Source organism: Streptomyces sp. NPDC046716 (genome assembly GCF_040645755.1).
In the GTDB taxonomy this organism is placed as follows: domain Bacteria; phylum Actinomycetota; class Actinomycetes; order Streptomycetales; family Streptomycetaceae; genus Streptomyces.
Genome location: NZ_JBEYYU010000013.1, coordinates 79,294 through 97,056, shown reverse-complemented (window position 1 = coordinate 97,056; position 17,763 = coordinate 79,294). Strand labels below are relative to the sequence as shown.

14 protein-coding genes are annotated in these 17,763 nt (G+C 73.3%); 6 read left to right on the top strand and 8 right to left on the bottom strand.

Features of this window, described 5'->3' with window-relative positions; genetic code table 11:
* Nucleotides 1-51: 51 nt before the first annotated feature.
* Entirely contained in the window at nt 52-804 is a 753-nt protein-coding gene (locus ABZ930_RS12940; RefSeq protein WP_361545961.1) for an alpha/beta fold hydrolase, read from the top strand.
* Nucleotides 805-1,045: 241 nt separating this feature from the next.
* The gene (locus ABZ930_RS12935; protein ID WP_361545958.1) at nt 1,046-1,540 is read left to right on the top strand and encodes a cysteine dioxygenase family protein; all 495 of its coding nucleotides are present in this window, start codon (nt 1,046-1,048) and stop codon (nt 1,538-1,540) included.
* Nucleotides 1,541-1,623: 83 nt separating this feature from the next.
* Here ABZ930_RS12935 and ABZ930_RS12930 read toward each other — a convergent pair whose 3' ends face one another.
* Nucleotides 1,624-2,241: a TetR/AcrR family transcriptional regulator C-terminal domain-containing protein gene (locus ABZ930_RS12930; RefSeq protein WP_361545955.1), complete on the bottom strand. Its 618-nt coding sequence runs from the start codon at nt 2,239-2,241 to the stop codon at nt 1,624-1,626.
* 178 nt (nt 2,242-2,419) lie between these two features.
* Between ABZ930_RS12930 and ABZ930_RS12925 the strand changes: the two genes are divergently transcribed.
* Nucleotides 2,420-3,874, top strand: a complete 1,455-nt coding sequence (locus ABZ930_RS12925; protein WP_361545952.1) for an APC family permease — start codon at nt 2,420-2,422, stop codon at nt 3,872-3,874.
* 142 nt (nt 3,875-4,016) lie between these two features.
* Nucleotides 4,017-5,594, top strand: coding sequence for an amidohydrolase (locus tag ABZ930_RS12920; protein ID WP_361545949.1), 1,578 nt, complete (start codon nt 4,017-4,019; stop codon nt 5,592-5,594).
* A 39-nt stretch (nt 5,595-5,633) separates the two neighbouring features.
* Here the strand turns inward: ABZ930_RS12920 and ABZ930_RS12915 are convergent, their stop codons facing one another.
* Nucleotides 5,634-6,500 carry a phosphatase PAP2 family protein gene (locus tag ABZ930_RS12915; protein ID WP_361545946.1) on the bottom strand — a complete coding sequence of 289 codons (867 nt, stop codon included), beginning with the start codon at nt 6,498-6,500 and terminating at the stop codon, nt 5,634-5,636.
* A gap of 75 nt (nt 6,501-6,575) precedes the next feature.
* Nucleotides 6,576-7,610: a LacI family DNA-binding transcriptional regulator gene (locus ABZ930_RS12910; protein ID WP_361545943.1), complete on the bottom strand. Its 1,035-nt coding sequence runs from the start codon at nt 7,608-7,610 to the stop codon at nt 6,576-6,578.
* Between the two features lie 216 nt (nt 7,611-7,826).
* Between ABZ930_RS12910 and ABZ930_RS12905 the strand changes: the two genes are divergently transcribed.
* Nucleotides 7,827-9,455, top strand: a complete 1,629-nt coding sequence (locus ABZ930_RS12905) for a SpoIIE family protein phosphatase (protein ID WP_361545940.1) — start codon at nt 7,827-7,829, stop codon at nt 9,453-9,455.
* Nucleotides 9,456-9,499: 44 nt separating this feature from the next.
* Nucleotides 9,500-9,850 (top strand): 5-carboxymethyl-2-hydroxymuconate Delta-isomerase, encoded by a 351-nt coding sequence (locus tag ABZ930_RS12900; RefSeq protein ID WP_361545937.1) that lies wholly within the window; start codon nt 9,500-9,502, stop codon nt 9,848-9,850.
* A 28-nt stretch (nt 9,851-9,878) separates the two neighbouring features.
* Here the strand turns inward: ABZ930_RS12900 and ABZ930_RS12895 are convergent, their stop codons facing one another.
* The 5 genes from ABZ930_RS12895 to ABZ930_RS12875 all read right to left on the bottom strand — a co-directional run bounded on the left by ABZ930_RS12895 (nt 9,879) and on the right by ABZ930_RS12875 (nt 17,719).
* Nucleotides 9,879-10,571 carry a TetR/AcrR family transcriptional regulator gene (locus ABZ930_RS12895; RefSeq protein ID WP_361545934.1) on the bottom strand — a complete coding sequence of 231 codons (693 nt, stop codon included), beginning with the start codon at nt 10,569-10,571 and terminating at the stop codon, nt 9,879-9,881.
* A gap of 46 nt (nt 10,572-10,617) precedes the next feature.
* Nucleotides 10,618-11,688, bottom strand: coding sequence for a PDR/VanB family oxidoreductase (locus tag ABZ930_RS12890; RefSeq protein ID WP_361545931.1), 1,071 nt, complete (start codon nt 11,686-11,688; stop codon nt 10,618-10,620).
* Nucleotides 11,685-12,578 (bottom strand): metal-dependent hydrolase, encoded by an 894-nt coding sequence (locus ABZ930_RS12885; RefSeq protein ID WP_361545929.1) that lies wholly within the window; start codon nt 12,576-12,578, stop codon nt 11,685-11,687. Before ABZ930_RS12885 ends, ABZ930_RS12890 begins: the two co-directional genes overlap by 4 nt.
* 87 nt (nt 12,579-12,665) lie before the next feature.
* Entirely contained in the window at nt 12,666-14,552 is a 1,887-nt protein-coding gene (locus ABZ930_RS12880; protein WP_361545926.1) for a hypothetical protein, read from the bottom strand.
* Between the two features lie 59 nt (nt 14,553-14,611).
* A complete protein-coding gene (locus ABZ930_RS12875) occupies nt 14,612-17,719 on the bottom strand; it encodes an alpha-N-acetylglucosaminidase (protein WP_361545923.1) in 3,108 nt (1,035 codons plus the stop codon).
* Nucleotides 17,720-17,763: the final 44 nt, after the last annotated feature.

Below are 17,763 nucleotides of genomic sequence, written 5' to 3'. Positions count from 1 at the left end.
CCGTGCCGGTGCCGCACCGAATCGGTCCATCACGAACAACAGAGGTGTCACATGTCTGGCCTGCACCCTTTGACTCTGGTGTGCTTCCCGCACGCCGGAGGCGGGCTGGGGCGTTACCGGAGCTGGCGGGACGATCTGCCCGACGGTGTCAGGATCCTCCTGCCCGATCTGCCGGGCCGGGAGGGCCGGCTCTTCGACACGCCCTTCCCCGACGTCGCCGCCGTCAGCACGTACACGCTGCGGTCCCTGGCCGCGGAACTCGCGAGCAGCGAGCGCGTGGCCTTCGCCGGACTCAGCTACGGAGCGCTCGTGGCGTACGACGCCGCCGCACGTCTGGAGGCGTCGGGGAAGCGCGTCGAGGCCGTCTTCGCGGCGAGCCAGCGGGCCCCCGCCACGCCCCTGCCGCCGAACAACTGGCGTTCGATGGCCGACGCGGAACTCCTCACCGAGCTGGCCGGGATCGGCGGGCTCAGCCCGGACCTGGATGCCGAGGAGGAGTTCCTGGAGCTCTTCCTCCCCACCATCCGGGCTGAACTCCACGCGAGCGAGAGCTATCTCAGGCCCGCCTCCCACGCTCGCCTGCGATGCCCGGTCTTCCTCTACCACGGCACCGAGGACGCCGCGATCCCGGTGTCCTCGACCCTCGCCTGGAGCGACGAGACCGACCGTCTCGCGTCGCGGAGCCTGCCGACCGCGCACTTCCTGACCGGGCCGGACGGCGAGGACCTGTGGTGGGACGTGCTCCGCCGGGACCTGGCCGCGTGCACGAGGGGCCCGGCCCTGGACTCCGCGACCCCGGCCTGACCGACCCGACGAACCGACCCGACGAACCGACCCGACGAACCGATCCGCAGAAGCGATCCGCAGAACGAGAAGAAGGAGCGGTAATGCATCCGACGGAAGCCCCCGGCCCGGCCCTTCCCCTGTGCTGTGCCCACCTCATGTCCCGCTCGGAGCGCCCGGTCGCAGCACGCACTCCGTCCGGTCCCGCTCCCGCCGGTCTGCCCGCCGAGGCCCCGTCGCCCGCGCCCCGGGCGGCCGGTTCATGAGCAGCAGCGACCTCCAGATCGCCGGCGACATCCTCGAAGTCGCCCACCTTTTACAGCCTCTGCCGGAGCATCCGACCACCGTCGCCGACTTCGGCGGACTGGCCCGCGCCATCGCGGCCGACCGCGCGCAGTGGGCGCCTCTGGTGGCGTACGACGCGACGACGCTCCGGTACCACCGGCTGCGATCCGCCCCGGGCTACGACGTGTGGCTGCTGTCCTGGGTGCCCGGCCAGGCCGGCGGTCCGCACCAGCACGGTCGGTCCTGCGGGGTACTGACCGTCCTGGAGGGCACGCTGACCGAGCGGACGGACACAGGAAGACGCGTGCTGGAGACCGGCGCTCAGCGGGTGTTCGCGCCGGGGTACGTGCACCGGGTCGCCAACGACGCGGTGGATCCGGCGGTCAGCCTGCACATCTACTTCCCGGGGTTGACCGGGACGGCGAAGCACGCCACCACCCGCCACGGGACGCGCTCCCGGCCGACCGTCTGACACCCCTTCCCGCCCGCCTCCAGGAACCGCCCCGGCCGGACCCGCTCCAGGGACTCCGCCGGGGCATCTCCTCATCGGGGCGGTCAGCCGTCGCGAGCCCCGAGCAACTCCCGTACGCCCCCCACGAACGCCCCGAGCGCCAGCTCGAACGCCGCGTCGGACCGGCTCCCGGCCATCGCGGCAAGCGCCCGCCCCAGCAACGGCATCGGGACCTCGTCCGTCAGCTCCCACATCGCCTCCGGCGCCGCCATGTCCAGCGCCGACCCGAGCACGACGTTGTCAAGGCCGATGATCACCGTCATGACATCGCCCAGCGCGAACCCCGCGTCCAGCAACAGCCCCACCGCCAGCTCGTACTGCGCCAGCACCCGAGGCGCCCGCACCGGATTCGTGGTCAGCAGCGGGATCGCCTTCGGATGCGCGGCGAACGCGGCCCGATAGGCCCGCGCCCACTCCGTCAGCGCCTCGTCCCACGGCAGCCCCGAGCGGAGCGACGTCGCGTCGATCCCGCCCGCCACCCGGTCCCGGAGCAGCTCCACGATGCCGTCCCGGCCGTCCACGTGGTGGTACACCGAACCGGTCTGCACCCCGAGCCGCCGCGCGATCTGCGGCACGCTGAAATCGCCCTGCTCGTCGACCAGGGCCAAGGCCGTCGCGCCGATGCGCTCCCGGTCGAGAAGTGGCTTGCTCGGCCGCCCCATCCGTTCCGCTCCTCCGTCAGTTCCCCGTCCCGCCCGTGAAGACGGGTCTTCCCGTATCCCCAACGGGAGGTTACATTGCGGAAACCGAAAGGCTTTAGGTTTACCCGCTCGCACCCGTTCCTGTCCTTCCCGTCGTTCCCGTCCTCTGCTGCCTGCCACCAGAAGGGCCTCCTTCCGCATGCCCGCAACCTCCCCGAAGACCGTGCCGGCCGCCGTCCCCGCCCCGGCCGAGCCCGGTCTGCGCACGGGATCCCTCGGCACCGCCGACATCGCGTTCTTCGTCGTCTCCGCCGCCGCCCCGCTCACCGTCATGGCGGGCGTCGCCCCGCTCGCCATCGCCCTCGGCGGCATCGGCGCCCCGGCCGGCTACCTCCTGGCCGGCCTCACCCTCGCGGTCTTCGCCATCGGCTTCACCGCGATGAGCCGCCATGTCACCGGCGGCGGCGCCTTCTACGCGTACATCACCCAGGGCCTCGGCCGCCCGGCCGGCATCGGCGCCGCGCTGCTCGCCATGATCGGCTACAACGGCATGGAGATCGGCGTCTACGGCCTGCTCGGCTCCGCCACCCAGGACACCGTCCACGCCCTGTTCGGCACCGACATCCCCTGGCTCCCGGTCTCCCTGATCGGCCTGGCCGTCATCTGGTACGGCGGCTTCCGCTCGATCGACTTCGGCGCGAAGCTGCTCGGCGTCCTGCTCGTCGCCGAGACCGGCATCCTCGTACTCCTCGCGGCCGGAGTCCTCCTCAAGGGCGGCGCCCACGGCCTCTCCCTGGCCTCCTTCGCCCCCGGCAACGTCCTCGTGCCCGGCACCGCGGCCGTGCTGGCCTTCGCCTTCGCCGCGTTCACCGGCTTCGAGTCGACCGTCATCTACCGCCGCGAGGCCCGCGAACCGGACCGCACGGTGCCCCGCGCCACGTACATCGCGGTCGCCTTCCTCGGCCTCTTCTACGCGTTCACGGTCTGGATCGCCATCCAGTCCTTCGGCGACGCACGGGTGGTGCAGGAGGCCGGCAGCAACCCGGCCGACCTCTTCTTCACCGCGATCACCACCTTCGTCGGCGGCTGGGCGGCCGACGTGATGCACGTCCTCATCGTCACCAGCGTCATCGCCTCCCTCCTCGCCTTCCACAACGCGATCAACCGCTACGGGCTGGCCCTCGCCGACGAGGGCGTCCTGCCGCGCGCCTTCGGCCGCATCCACCCCCGGCACGGCTCCCCGTACGTCGCGGGGCTCGCGCAGAGCGCCCTCGGCGCGGTCGTCGTCCTCGTCTTCTGGGGCGCGGGCCTCGACCCGTACGCGCAGCTCCTGCTGTGGGTGAACACCCCGGGCATGCTGGGCCTGATGGCCCTGCAACTCCTCGCGGCGATCGCCGTCCCGTTCTTCTTCCGCCGCATCACCCACGAGGAGGGCGTCCTGCGCACGATCGTGGCCCCCGCGGCGGCGACGCTCCTGCTCGGCGCCGCGACAGCCCTGGTCATCACCCACATCGACCTCTTCACCGGGGCGTCCCCGCCGGCGAACGCGGTGATGGTGGCGGTGGCCCCCGCGGTCTTCGTCCTGGGCTTCCCCCTGGCCCTGCGCCTCAAGCGCACCCGCCCGGAGGTCTACGAAAGGTTCGGCCAGTCGTAGAGATGCCCCGCGAGAATTCCCTCCGACCGGCCGAACAAGCGCCCCGCAGGGGCGCGGGGAACTGCGCGAGCAACCACCCACCACCCGCACCCGCCGACGAACGAGCAACCCGCCAGACGATCCGCCGAAAAGGAGCCCGCACATGGCACCCCAGGCCGACCTCCTCCTCACCAACACCCACCTCCGCACCATGACCAGCCCCGAGCCGGAGGCCACCGCGCTGGCCGTCACCGACGGCGTCATCACCGCGATCGGCGACACCGCCACCCTGCTCCAGGACTGCACAGGCCCCCGCACGGAGCGGATCGACCTCGCGGGAGCGACCGTCACCCCGGGCCTCGTCGACTCCCACAGCCACCCGGTGTGGGGCCTGCGCATGGCGACCGGCGCCGACCTCAGCGGCGTACGGGACCTCGACGGACTCCGCGCCGCCCTGCGCCGCGCCGACCGGATCGACGGCTGGGTCATCGGCTGGGGCCTCGACCACAACGCGTTCGGCGGCCGCCCCCTCCACCGCGACCTCGTCGAGGACGTCCTCGACGGCGCCCCGGCGTTCCTGCGCCTCTACGACGGCCACTCCGCCCTCGTCAGCGGCGCCGCCCTCACCGCCGCGGGCGTCACGGGCCCGCGCGCCTTCGCCCAGCGCTCCGAGATCGTCTGCGCCCCCGACGGCCGCCCCACCGGGCACCTGATCGAGCACGCCGCCATGGACCTGGTCGACGCGGTCGTGCCCGCGCCCTCCTACGAGGAACGCCGCACGGGACTCGTCGACCTGCTCACCGCCATGGCCGCCACCGGCCTCACCGGCGCCCACGTCATGGACGGCTCCGGCCTCGATCTGCTCGCCGCCGTCGAGGAGGAGACCGACCTCCCGCTGCGCCTGACGATCGCGCCCTGGTGCATGCCGGGCGTGGACACGGCGGGCCTCGACGAACTGGTCGCGCTCCAGCGCGAGCGCGGCCGGAACTGGCGGGTCGGCGGCGTCAAGTTCTTCATGGACGGCACCGTCGAGGGCGGCACCGCCTGGCTGGAGCACCCCGACTGCCACGGGCAGGGGACCGAGGCGTTCTGGCCGGACCCGGCCGCGTACAGCGCCGCCGTACGGCACCTGCACGCCGCCGGGGTGCGGACCACCACCCACGCCATCGGCGACGCCGCCGTGCGGCACGTCCTGGACACCGTCGAGGCGCTCGGCGCGAGCGGCCGCGGCGCCCACCGGATCGAGCACATCGAGTCCGTGCCCGACGACACCCTCCCGCGGTTCGCCGCGCTCGGCGTCACCGCGTCCATGCAGCCGCCGCACACCGCGTACACGAAGGGTGACCACAGCGACGAGTGGTCCAAGCGGCTCGGCGACGAGCGGGCGGCCCGCGCCTGGCGCACCCGCGACCTGCGCGCCGCGGGCGCCACCCTCGCCCTCGGCTCGGACTGGCCGATCGCCCCCTACGACGTACGGCGGGTGCTCGCCATGGCCCGGGTGCCCGAGGGCGCCGCGGGGCCGGGGCAGGGCCTCACCGGGCTCGAAGCGCTCGAAGGCGTGACCGCGCACGCGGCGATCGCCGCAGGGGAGGCGGACACGACGGGCCGGATCGCGGTCGGGCTCCGCGCCGACCTCACCGTGCTCGGCCTGGACCCGGTGACCGCGCCGGCCGACGAACTGGCCGAGGCACCCGTGCTGCTGACCGCCGTGGGCGGCAGGATCACCCACCGCACCCAGTGATCAGAACACGCTTTCTATCGAATCTGTGGAGAAATCGCCCTAGGCCTTGATCGGGAAGCCCGGGTGCCGCGTCGCCACGAGGCGCGGCAGCGCGTACGGCAGCGTCCCGTACCAGAGCCGCGCCACCAGGAATCCGAACGCGAGGCAGAGCATCCCGCCCACCGCGTCCAGCCAGAAGTGGTTGGCCGTCGACACGATGACCGTCAGGGTCGCCACGGGGTAGAGCAGGCCGAGGATCCTGGCCCAGGGCGCCGACGCGAGAGCGAAGATCGTCAGACCGCACCAGAGCGACCAGCCGATGTGCATCGAGGGCATGGCCGCGTACTGGTTCGACATGTTCTTCAGGTTCCCGGAGGCCATCGACCCCCACGTCTGGTGCACCGCGACCGTGTCCACGAAGTGGCCGCCGGTCATCAGGCGCGGCGGGGCGAGCGGGAAGAAGTAGTAGCCGACCAGGGCGACCGCCGTCGTCGCGAACAGCACGAGCCGGGTCGCCGCGTAGCGGCCCGGATGGCGGCGGAACAGCCACACCAGCACCCCGAGCGTGATCACGAAGTGCAGGGTCGCGTAGTAGTAGTTCATTCCGATGATGAGCCAAGTCACCGCGTTCACCGTGTGGTTGACGCTCTGCTCCACGGCGATGCCGAGGTGCTGCTCGAGGGACCAGATCCAGTCCGCGTTCCGCAGCGCCTCTGCCTTCTGCTCCGGGACCGCGTTGCGGATCAGGGAGTACGTCCAGTAGCTCACCGCGATCAGCAGGATCTCGAACCAGAGCCGGGGACGCCGCGGCATACGCAGGCGGCGCAGGAATCCGCCGGCGCCCTGCGACGCGCGGGATTTCTCCGCGGCGAGCGAGGCGGCGGGTCCTGGTCGGCCGTCCAGTGTTGTCACGGTCGTTTCACCCATAGTCACCGAGTCTGCCAGATTTCCGGCCCCCGCCAGATCATCCCTCGGTCGGGTCACGCCCGCACCCGCTACGCCCTACGGACGAGACCGGGCCCCAGGGGACGAGCCCGTCGACCCGCGCACCACCAGCTCCGGCAGAAACAGGAATTCACTCCGGGGAGCAGGCGTCCCGGCCACCTCTTCGAGCAGCGTGTTGACGGCGGCCTGGCCCATGGCCTGCACCGGTTTGCGGATCGTGGTCAGCGGCGGGTCGGTGAACGCGATCAGCGGAGAGTCGTCGAATCCGACCACGGAGACGTCCCCGGGCACGTCCAGGCCGCGCTCGCGCACCGCCCTGACCGCCCCGAGCGCCATCATGTCGCTCGCGCAGACCACGGCCGTGCAGTCCCGGTCGAGGAGCGCCGCGGCCGCCGCCCGACCGCCCTCCACCGTGTACAGAGAGTGTTCGACGAAGTCCCGCTCCACGTCCGCGGACGGCAGTCCCAGCAGGTGCGACATCGCCCGCACGAAGCCCTCGGCCTTGCGCAGCACCGGCACGAAGCGGCGCGGCCCGAGCGCCAGGCCGATCCGGGTGTGGCCGAGCGACACGAGATGGGTCACCGCGAGGCCGGCCGCCGCCCGGTCGTCGGGGGAGATGAAGGGCGCCGAGACGGCCGGCGAGAACCCGTCGACGAGCACGAACGGGACGCCCCGGCCGTGCAGCCGCTCGTAGCGCCCGGTGTCCGCCGTGGTGTCGGCGTGCAGCCCGGACACGTAGATGATGCCGCCGACCCCGCGCTCCACCAGCATCTCGGTCAGCTCGTCCTCGGTGGAGCCGCCGGGCGTCTGGGTGGCCAGCACCGGCGTGTAGCCCTGCCGGGTCAGCGCCTGCACGACGACCTGGGCGAGCGCGGGGAAGATCGGGTTCTCCAGCTCCGGGGTGATCAGCCCGATCAGGCCCGCGCTGCGCTGCCGCAGCCGGACGGGACGCTCGTAGCCCAGCACGTCCAGTGCGGCGAGCACGGACTGCCGGGTGGCCGCGGCCACTCCCGGCCTGCCGTTGAGCACGCGGCTGACGGTCGCTTCGCTGACTCCTGCGTGCACGGCTATGTCGGCCAGGCGTGCGGTCACGGGAGTGGACTGTACCGGTCACCCGCCGTATTGCCCACCGAACGCCACCTCGCACAACTGCGGTGCGGATGCTGGCGGTTGATGGCCGAACATGGCGATAGTCCACCCGGAACGGTGAAGGCCCGGGAACGGCCGACACGCCTCTTGCGGGCGGCGGTAGTTTGGTGATGCGGGCCGACGGAGCCCGCACCGGTCCGCCGCGAGGGGCTGTTGCATGTGAGCGCCACCGCCCTGGATCCCCGCACCGGGGAGCGCAGTACGGTCCTGGTGGTCGACGACACCGCCGCGAACCGCTTCGCGCTGAGCGCCGTGCTCAGCCGCGCCGGACATCGCGTCGTGCCCGTGGCCTCCGCCGGAGAGGCCCTGCTCGAACTCGACGTGCGGCTGCGGGCCGGCTGCCTGCCCGATGTGGCGCTCGTCGACGTGGGGCTGCCCGACCTCAGCGGCTTCGAACTGTGCCGCAGGGTCAAGGCCCTGCCGTCCCTGGCCGGCATCCCCGTCGTCCACTTCTCCGCGCGGCCCTCGGGCCCCGTCGACCGCTGCCAGGGGCTCGACGCGGGCGGCGAGGCGTATCTGACGGTGCCCGCGGAGCCGGAGGAGATCCGCGCCGTGATCCGGGCCGTGCTGCGCGGCGCCCGCGAACTCACCGACGCGCAGGCCCAGTTCACCCGCCTCGCCCTGCTCTCCGAAGCCGTCGTCGAGGTGCAGGGCGCCCGCTGTCTCGCCGAACTGGCCACCGCAGCGGCCGACGCGGCGGCCCGGCTGACCGGCCACCCGGCCGCCGCGTTCGTCCTCGGCGGCGACAGCGACGCGCAGGTCGGCATCGACCGGCACTCCGCACGCACCGGACAGCCCGGCGCCGGCGACGAGGAGCGGGCCGCCGCCCTGATCCGGCGGGCGCTGTGCGCCCGCGGCGGGATCCACACGGCGGTCCTGCCCGGAGCCCTCTGGCCCGCGTCGTACGTCGGCCCCGGCGACGTCCGGCTCGTGCTCGCCCGCAGCCGCGACGGCCTCTCGGTCTGCCTGGTCACACCCGTCCACCCCGACACGGGCCGGCGGATCGGCCCGCTCGTCACCCAGCTGGCACGGGCCACCGTGCTCGCCGCCGAACCCCTCCTCCGGTACGAGCAGGAGCGCCACGTGGCCCTGACCCTGCAACGCAGCTTCCTGCCCGCCCAGTTGCCCCGCATGCCCGGACTCCAGGTCGCCTTCCGCTACGAACCCGCCTCCCAGCAGGCCGAGATCGGCGGCGACTTCTACGCCGCGCTGCCCACCCCCGCCGGAGTCCTCGCCGGGATCGGCGACGTCGTCGGGCACTCCCTCGACGCGGCCACCGTGATGGTCGAGATCCGGCACGCCCTGCGCGCCTACAGCATCGAGGACCCACGGCCCGGCCGCCTCGTGGACCGCATCGACCGAATGCTCCAGCACTACCACCCGGACACCACGGCGACCCTGTGCCTGACCCTCGTCGACCCCGCCACCGGCCGCGTCCGGGTGGCGAACGCGGGACACATCCCGCCGCTGGTCCTCCCCGAGCACGGCACGCCCTACTACGCCGAGGCCGCGGGCCCGCTGCTGGGGCTCGGTCTGTCGCACCCCGAGCCCGCCGACCTGGTCCTCGAGCCCGGCGACCGGCTGCTCATGGTCACCGACGGCCTCATCGAGACCCGCGGCACCGACCTGGCCGTCTCCATGGAGGAACTGCGCGGCGCCGCGGCCGTCGCCCCGGCCGAGCCGGACGCCCTCTGCGACACCCTGATGTCCTGCTTCGGCCGGGACCGCGCGGACGACATCGCCCTGCTCGCGCTCCGCCTCAGCCCCGGGGTCCCCGCGACGGCGTGACAGGGTGAGGGCGACACATCCGCAGCGGATCCCACGGAGCCCTCATGCCGAACATCACCGTCGACCACTCCGCCGGCCTCGACGGCCGGATCGACCGTGCCGGGCTCGCCGGCGCCGTCCACCAGGCCTGCGTCGACACCGTGGCCGCGCGCACGGCGGCCTGCAAGACCCGGTTCCGCCGGGCCGACGAGACCGTCGTGGGCGACGGCACCGAGCCGGCGGACCTCGTCCACATCGAGATCGCCCTGCTCGCGGGCCGCACCGAAGAGGCGAAGACGTCCCTGGTCGAGGCGGTCCTCACCCTGCTCCCGGCCCACATCAAGAACCCGGAGGGTGCCCACCTGTCGGTGGAGGTACGAGACCTGGAGCCGGCCTACAAGTCGGCGCGGGGCTGAACGGACGCGCCCCGCCAGGGGCGCCGACTCAGACTGAGGCCAGCGAGGACAACCGCCCGATCAACTCGGCGAACGGCCCATCGGCGGGCTCCCCGGAGAGAAGGTGGCGCAACAGCGCCGCCATCTCGGAGTCGTACGCGGCGCTGACAGCGGCCAGCGCCGCGAAATCGTGCACCAGCTGAAGCTCCAGCTCCCCGCGAGGGATCCGGCGCCCGTCCAGCCAGATCAGCGCCGTCGACTCGGCCAGCGAGATCCAGGAGCGGACGACGAGTTCGAGCCGGGGCGACGGGGAGACGATCCCGAGGTGCGCCAGGATCTGGACGTAGGCGGCCTGCCGCACGGAGTCGATCAGCGCGTTCGTCGCCGAGGAACCGACGGCCGGGCCGCCCCGCATCAGCGCCGAGAACCCCGGGCCGTGCTCGTCGACGAACTCGAAGAACCGGCCCATCACACGGAGCAGCCGGGCCCCGAGCGGCCCCTCGCGCGGCTCCTCGAAACGTTCCGCCAGATCCTCGGCGGCCCGCTTCAACGCCGCCTCGTACAGGCTGAGTTTGCCCGGGAAGTAGTGGTAGACGAGCGGCCGCGATATCCCCGCGGCGGCCGCTATCTCGTCGATGGAGACCTCGTCGGGGGAGCGGTGGCTGAACAGTTCGAGGGCGACCCCGATCAACTGCCGTCGCCGCTCCTCGACTCCCATTCTGCGCCGCACCCCGGTAGCCATACCGAACACTCTACCGAGCGGATCACGCCGGTCGCCGCCGTGGTCGCTACAGGTCGAGCACAAGACGTTCACCGCGCGCCCGCGACACGCAGATCAGCATCGAGTCGTCCCGCTCGGCGTCGGTGAGCAGCTCGTCGCGGTGGTCGATCTCGCCCCCCAGGACCCGCTGTTGGCACGTCCCGCAGAAGCCCTGCTCGCAGGAGTACGAGACGTTCGGCACCTCCGCGCGGACCGCCGCGAGCACCGTCGACCCGGCGGGGACGTCGACGACCTTGCCGCTGCGCCGCAGCTCCACCTCGAACGCGCCGTTCCCGTCGGCCGTGTTGCGGGGCGCGAACCGCTCCAGGTGCAGGGTCCGGCCCTCCGGCAGCGCCGCCTCCACGGCCGCCATCAGCCCCTCGGGCCCGCAGCAGTAGACGGCGGTGCCGGGCGCGGTGGCGGTGAGCGCGGCGGCGAGGTCGGGCGGGCCCGCCTCGTCCTGGGCGACGATGTCGACCCGGTCGCCGCCCAGCTTCGCCACGTCCTCCAGGAACGGCATCGAGGCCCGGCTGCGGCCCCCGTACAGCAGCCGCCACGCGGCGCCGCGCGCCTCCACCTCGCGCAGCATCGGCAGGATCGGCGTGATGCCGATGCCGCCCGCCACGAACAGATAGGCGGGGGCGTCCGCGTCCAGCGCGAAGCGGTTGCGCGGCCCGCGCACCTCCACCTCGGCGCCCTCCCGCAACTGCTCGTGCACCTCGCGCGATCCGCCGCGCCCGCCCTCGCCCTCCGGGATCAGCCGGGTGGCGACGGTGTACGACGAGGAGTCCTCCGGGTCGCCGCACAGCGAGTACTGCCGGACGAGACCGGACGGCAGGACGAGGTCGAGGTGGGCGCCCGGCCGCCAGGCGGGCAGGTCGTACCCCTCCAGGCGGAGCTGCACCACGCCGTCGGCGATCTCCTCGTGCCCGGCGACGAGCAGCCGCAGCGCGCGGGCCCGCGGCCGTCCCGAGACCGGCTCCTCCAGGGCGGGCATCGGCCACAGCGGCGAGCCCTGCACCCGGCGGCGCAGCGCGCGCCGGACGACGAGCGCGGCGCCCGCGACGACGGCGGCCCTGGTCAGCGTGCGGGCGTTCATCCGGCTGCTCCCGTGCGGGCGGCGGTACGGGCCTCGGCGGCGGTCGCCGCGGGGGAGGCGGCGAGATAGGCGACGGCCTGCGCGGTGTCGCCCTCCTGCTCCGGGTGGTAACTCCGGCTCAGATAGCGGGGGATGGACCGCATCATCGCCCCGGTCGACGGCAGCACGCCCTGCTTGCCGCCCCGGTAGAAGTCCTTGAAGGAGGCCTTGCCGTCGACCAGCGTCGGATCGTTCTCCATGAAGAACCGCGCCCCGCGCTGCCACAGGAAGACCAGCGCCGTGAAGGCGGTGGCCCAGGTGCGCACCCGGCGCCGGTAGCCGCCGTCCACGTGCTCGAACAGCTCGAAGGCCACCGAGCGGTGCTCGACCTCCTCGGCGCCGTGCCAGCGCAGCAGATCGAGCATGGTCGGGTCGGCGCCCCGCTTGTCCAGCTCGTCCGCGTTCAGCACCCAGTCGCCGAGGAACGCCGTGTAGTGCTCGATCGCCGCGATCAGCGCGACCCGCTCCATCAGCCACCACTCGCGCGCCCTGCCCGGCGGCAGCGTCCGGTCGCCGAGCAGCTTCTCGAAGAACCAGTCCACCTGGGCCGTGTACGGCGTCGGGTCGAGACCCTGCTCGCGCAGGTGCGGCAGTACCTCGTCGTGGGCCTGCGAGTGCATGGCCTCCTGGCCGATGAACCCGATGACGTCCTCCCGCAGCCGGTCGTCCCGTATGTAGGGCAGGACCTGCTTGTACACGTGCACGAACCAGCGCTCACCGGCCGGAAGCAGCAGGTGCAGCACGTTGATGGTGTGCGTGGCGAACGGGTCGTCCGGGAGCCAGTGCAGCGGGGTCTTGTCCCAGGCGAAGGACACCTGGCGTGCCTTCAGCGTGACGCGCGTATTAGACATGGCGTCAATGTACTGACGGGTAGACGCGGGGGTACAGCCCCCTGCGGGACTTTCTTTACTTGATCGTCAGCAAGGGCGGTCCGGCCTTCACTTAAGCGTCGTCACCTTCGTGCCGGCGGCGGTGCGACCGGTCAGCGACACCTTCGCACCCCGCGCCACCTTCACCGCCAGCAGATTCCCCGGCACCGTGGAACCCGCCGCCGTCACCGAGCCGACCTTCTTGCTGCCCGCCGCGACCAGGTACCAGACCCCCGCCCGCGACTTCCAGCGGACCCCGGCCAGGACCAGCGGATCGCGGGAGCCGCACGCGGGCGAGGTCTGCGACTTCGCGGCCACCACCGCGGCGGTCGCGCCCGGGGTGCGGAACAGGGCGAGGGTGCGCGGAGTGCCGCCCTGCCAGGTCTCGGCGCGGGTGCACACCCACTCCGCGGTGCCGTCGGCCTCGGGCAGCGGCTGCCGGGCGTACGGCCAGGAGTTGACCGAGCGCACCCCGTGCGAGCGGGCCGCGGCGAGCGAGCAGGCGCCGGCGGACCAGTCCGCGGGCGCCGAGTCGTGCGGCGCGTCCGGGCTGCCCGAGGTGAGCCGTGCGGGGACGAGCTCGCCCAGGTCGGTGGTGAGCCGGGTGCCGGTGGCGTCGGTCAGCGCCAGCGCGTTCCACGACGTACAGGCCCCGGACAGGGCAGGACCGGCGAACGGCGCGGTGGTGCCGTCCGCCGCACGGGACACCTTCTGGGCCGGCGCGTCCGGCTTCAGCAGATCGTGGACGGCCGCGCCGGTCACCCAAGGGGCCGTCAGATAGCGGACGTTGCCGTCGGAGCGGTCCAGGACGACCGCGCCCGACTGCGCGGCGTCCGCGCCGTCGACCCGTGCGAAGTCGAGGGCGGCGCCGCTCGTCCCGTCCCGCGGCTCGGCGTAGCGGACGACGCGCAGACCGTCGTAGAGGACGACGACGCGCGCCTGGTCGATCTCGCCCGCGTACAGCAGCTGGGCCGGACCGGGCGGAGCGCCCGCGGCGGTGCCGGGCGTCGCCGAGACCTGCACGGACGCACCGGGCCGCGCCCACACCGCGAGGGCCCGGCGCAGCAGGTCCTGGTCGCCGGTGAGCGACCCGCGCGCGGGCCACACCGAGAAGTCGACGCGCGCGGAACTCTCCCAGGCCGTCGGGGCCATCCGCGTCAGCTTCGCCGGGTCCAGCGCGGCCTGCCCCGCCGGGTTGCGCGCGTACGGGGGCGCCGCCGCGCCGTCGGGCCCCCAGCTCTCGCCGCCGGGCAGCCCGAGCAGCGCCCCGCACACCACGAGCGCGGCGAGCCCGGCGACGGCCGCCTTCGCGTGCTGGCGGCGGCGCATCAGGTCGGTGGGGCGGGCGTGCAGGGAGCACGGGTCGAACTCGGGGGAGGCCAGCAGCGCGGGTTGCGTCTCGACCGTCGCCGCCGTGGTCAGCGCCGTCGCGACGGCGTCGGGAGCGCAGCCCGCGGCCAGCAGCGTCGAGCGGATCGCCGCGTCGTCGAGCCGCTCCAGACCGCGCAGCACGTACGCGGCGCGCGCCGGGCCGTCGAGCGCCGACAGCCTTTGGTCCAGGGCGAGTTCATCGGCGCCGCCGGACTTGGGGAACAGCCGGAGCCCCCACACCTGCGGCAGCAGCGGCGGCAGCTGGGCGCGCCTGGGCCAGGCCGCGCGGCGCAGCGGAAGCCCGGCCTCCAGCGCGCTGCGCAGCACCCGCAGCCGTACGTACGCGTAGCCCGGATCGCCGCCGGCCGCCGGCGCGGGCGCCGTCCGGCCGCGGGGCAGCGCGCGCTGGACGACGGAGTGGGCGGTGAGCACCCGGCGGTTGCGGCCCAGGCCCGGCGGCAGCACCAGATAGGCGAGACGGACCAGGCGCGGATAGTGCTCCACCAGGGCCGCTTCCGCCCGCTCGACGTCGATCACGTCGGCCGGGACGGGTGCGGCGGGGGACGCGGGCTCGGACTGCTGCACCTTTGACTGCACGTTCAGCTGAACGAGCGAATCGTGGGATGGTCACAGCCGTTCGCCCCCTACGTCAGCCGCCAGCCGCTGAACTCCACGGTGCCGCGACCTCCGTTCCCGCCGTTCGTCGCGCTCATGAACAGGCCCACGTCCTGGGCGGCCGCCGCTCCCGGCACGGCCGCCGTGGCCACGGTCCGCCAGGTCGCGCCTCCGTCGGTCGAGCACGCGCCGGTGACGGAACCCCCGGAGCGGGTCAGCCGCAGCAGCACCGGGGCCTTGATCCCCGTGATGCGCTTGTACGTGTCCAGCGTGCCGTCACCGTTGGTGTCGTAGGACAGCACGACACCGTTCGACGGCGTGACCGACAGATTGACGAAGCCCGCGGACCCGGGCGTGGCCAGCGCGTTGCGCACGATGATCCCGGCCCGCGCCCAGGCGCCGGTCACGGCCTGGCTGTCGACGCGCAGCACCACCGACGTGCCGTCCGTGAAAGCGCCCGGCCGGTACACGGTCCCGAACTCCGTCGTGCCCTTCCACAGGTCGGCGCCGCCGCCGTCGATGGCGAACGCGTCGCCCAACTGCCCGAAGAAGGCACCGTTGTTGGTGTACGTCCTCCAGCCCGCGTCCAGCGGCCCCGCCTCGAACAGGGTGCCCCGGTGGACGGCGGTGATCCGGTCCGCGCCCGCGGGCCCGTAGGCGACGTCGATCTCGTACGGCAGCGGGCGCAGCGGCTTGTCGAGCGGGGCGGCCGGGGCGCTCGCCCGCCAGGCCACCGTGCCCTCGCCGCCCGCGGCGACGGCGCGCAGGTGGGTGGCGCCCTCCGGTTCGGCGTCGATGCCCTTCAGGGTGAAGTCGACACGGCCCGTGGCGCGCAGCCCGTTGACGTTGTGGAAAGTGGCGGCCACGCGCGCGTGCCCGTTCGGCGGGAACGCCGGCGGCTCCGCCGTGACCGTCACCGAGCCCTGGTAGGGGGCGGCCGCCAGCACGTCACGGACCCGGGCCGCCGTCCGGTACGCGTCGCCGTACGGCCGCAGCGGATAGTCCTTCGTCTCGCGCGTCCACGGCTCCTCGAACGCGAACCAGTCCACCGCCGCGGGCTCGCGCCCCGCCGCCAGCGCGTCCTGGAGTTCGTCGAGCCACTTCTGCCAGCGCGGCAGATAGAAGTCGGCCATCAGGCCGTGCCATTCGCGGTTGCCGTACTCGTGCAGATTGCCCGGGTCGGAGGTGGCCCGGTCGCCCCACACGGTGATGAGCACCTTCGCGCAGCGCTCGAACTCGGCGCGCTCGGCGGCGTTCGTCGCGAGGTCGCGGGCGTCCTGGATCCACGGGCCGAGCAGGAACGCCGGATGGGTGCCCGTCACGTCGTCCGAGAGCCGCATCAGCTTCAGCCACAGCGTGGCGAGCGCCTTGAACGTCGGCAGGTCCTTCGCCGCGTACGCCGCCTTGAGCTGGGGCAGGAGCTGGCGGCTGCGGTGCGCGAGGGCCTGACGGGCCACGTCCACCAGGTCGTACCGGTAGGCGGAGCTGCCCCGCAGCCCGGCCGCCACGCCCAGCAGCCCGGTCAGCGCGGCGTCGAAGCGGGCCGGGTCGTAGGTCAGGGCGCGCGGCGCGTAGTAGGCGGCGCGGTCCGCGGACAGGTCGGGGCGGGCGGCGAACAGCGAGTCGTGCGGGTCGGAGCGCTCCACCGCCTTGTGCTGGTACGCCGTCTCGTGCAGCGCCTGCCACGCGGCGCGGGCGTCCCTGTCCCGGGCGCCGTACCGGAAGTCGGCGTACCCGGCGAACCACCGCGCCCGGTCCAGGCCGCCGTCCGTCCAGGCCAGTTCGGACCACAGCTCGAAGGCGGCCGGGTCGCGGTCGGTGCCCTCGGGCATGTACGCCGTGCCCGCGAGCGCGCTGCCGGGCTTGTCGCGCCAGGCGAAGAACTTCTCCTGCCAGATGTGCGCGCGGGCCCCGATCGTGGTGCGGCCGCCGAAGTTCGGGATGGTGCCGAACGCGTACGGGGTGCCCGCCCAGTCCTTCTCGCGGTCGGTGACCGACGTGTACCGGTCCGAGACCCCGTCGACGATCAGCATCTTCTTCTTGTCGATCGCGTCGATCAGCGCGGGCAGCGGGTTGGCCTCCCAGCCGAGGATCACCCAGGTCGCGTCCGCCCGGTGCGTGCGCAGCGCCGTCTCCACCCCGCGCGCCGCGTCCGGCACCGGCACGTCGCCCGCGGTGCCGCCCTCGTGCAGCAGGTCCATCTTGAACGCGTCGATGTCGCCGAACAGGTCTTTCTGGTGCCCGTAGAAGGACGCCGCGACCTGCCCGAACGACTCGGTGCGCGGGTCGAGCCAGTCGGGCCGCTGGAAGCCGTGCCAGACACCCTGCGGGACGACGTGCGCGTCCCCGCCGTTGCGCTCCACGAACTCCTTCGGCACGTGCCCGTAGTAGCCCGGCATGACCGGCCTCATGCCGAGCTCACGCAGCCGGTCGACGATCTTCCGGCCCAGCGCGGCGCGCTCGGCGATCAGTTCGGGGGAGAGCGGGCCGCCGTACCCGTACAGGTTCTGCAGCAGCCACCACGGCTGGTGCGAGGGCGCGGGCAGCCAGGCCCGCGACTCCTCGTCGCTGTAGCCGAAGTCCTTCAGTACGCGGTGGTAGACGGCTTCCATGCCGGCGACGACCAGCACCTCGTTGCAGCCGTGCAGTGCCAGGATGTCCAGCTCGCGCTCCCAGTACGACCAGTCGGCGAACGGTGCCGTGTAGCCGTCGTTGGTGTCGTTCAGCGCGAAGCGGTGCGGCAGCGACGTCGATCTCTCCAGCGGCCGGTCCGGCGCCGGCAGCCGCCGGGGCAGCTCCAGCTGGCTGCCGTTCCAGGCGATCTGCGCCCCGCACGTGTACTTCAGGTACCAGTGGACCCCGGCGAGCAGCACCGCCGGGGTCGTCCCGTACACCTCGATGCGGCCCCGTGTCCCGGAGACCCGGAAACGGTCCGCGCCGCCCCGCGCCGGGACCAGGGTGAGCCGGAACTGGTCCGCGTGGTGGGGCAGCCGCCGTTTGAGCGCGGCGAGCGCCGCCGACGTATCAAGGGCCTGAGCGGCAAGTGCGGCCGGTGCGCCGGGGCCCATCCCGAGGGCCGAGCCGAGACCGATGGCACCTGCCGTGCCGATGACCGTGCGTCGCGTTGGCGCGGACATACCTGCTACCCCCTGTGCGTCACGGATGGTGCGGCGCACGCTAA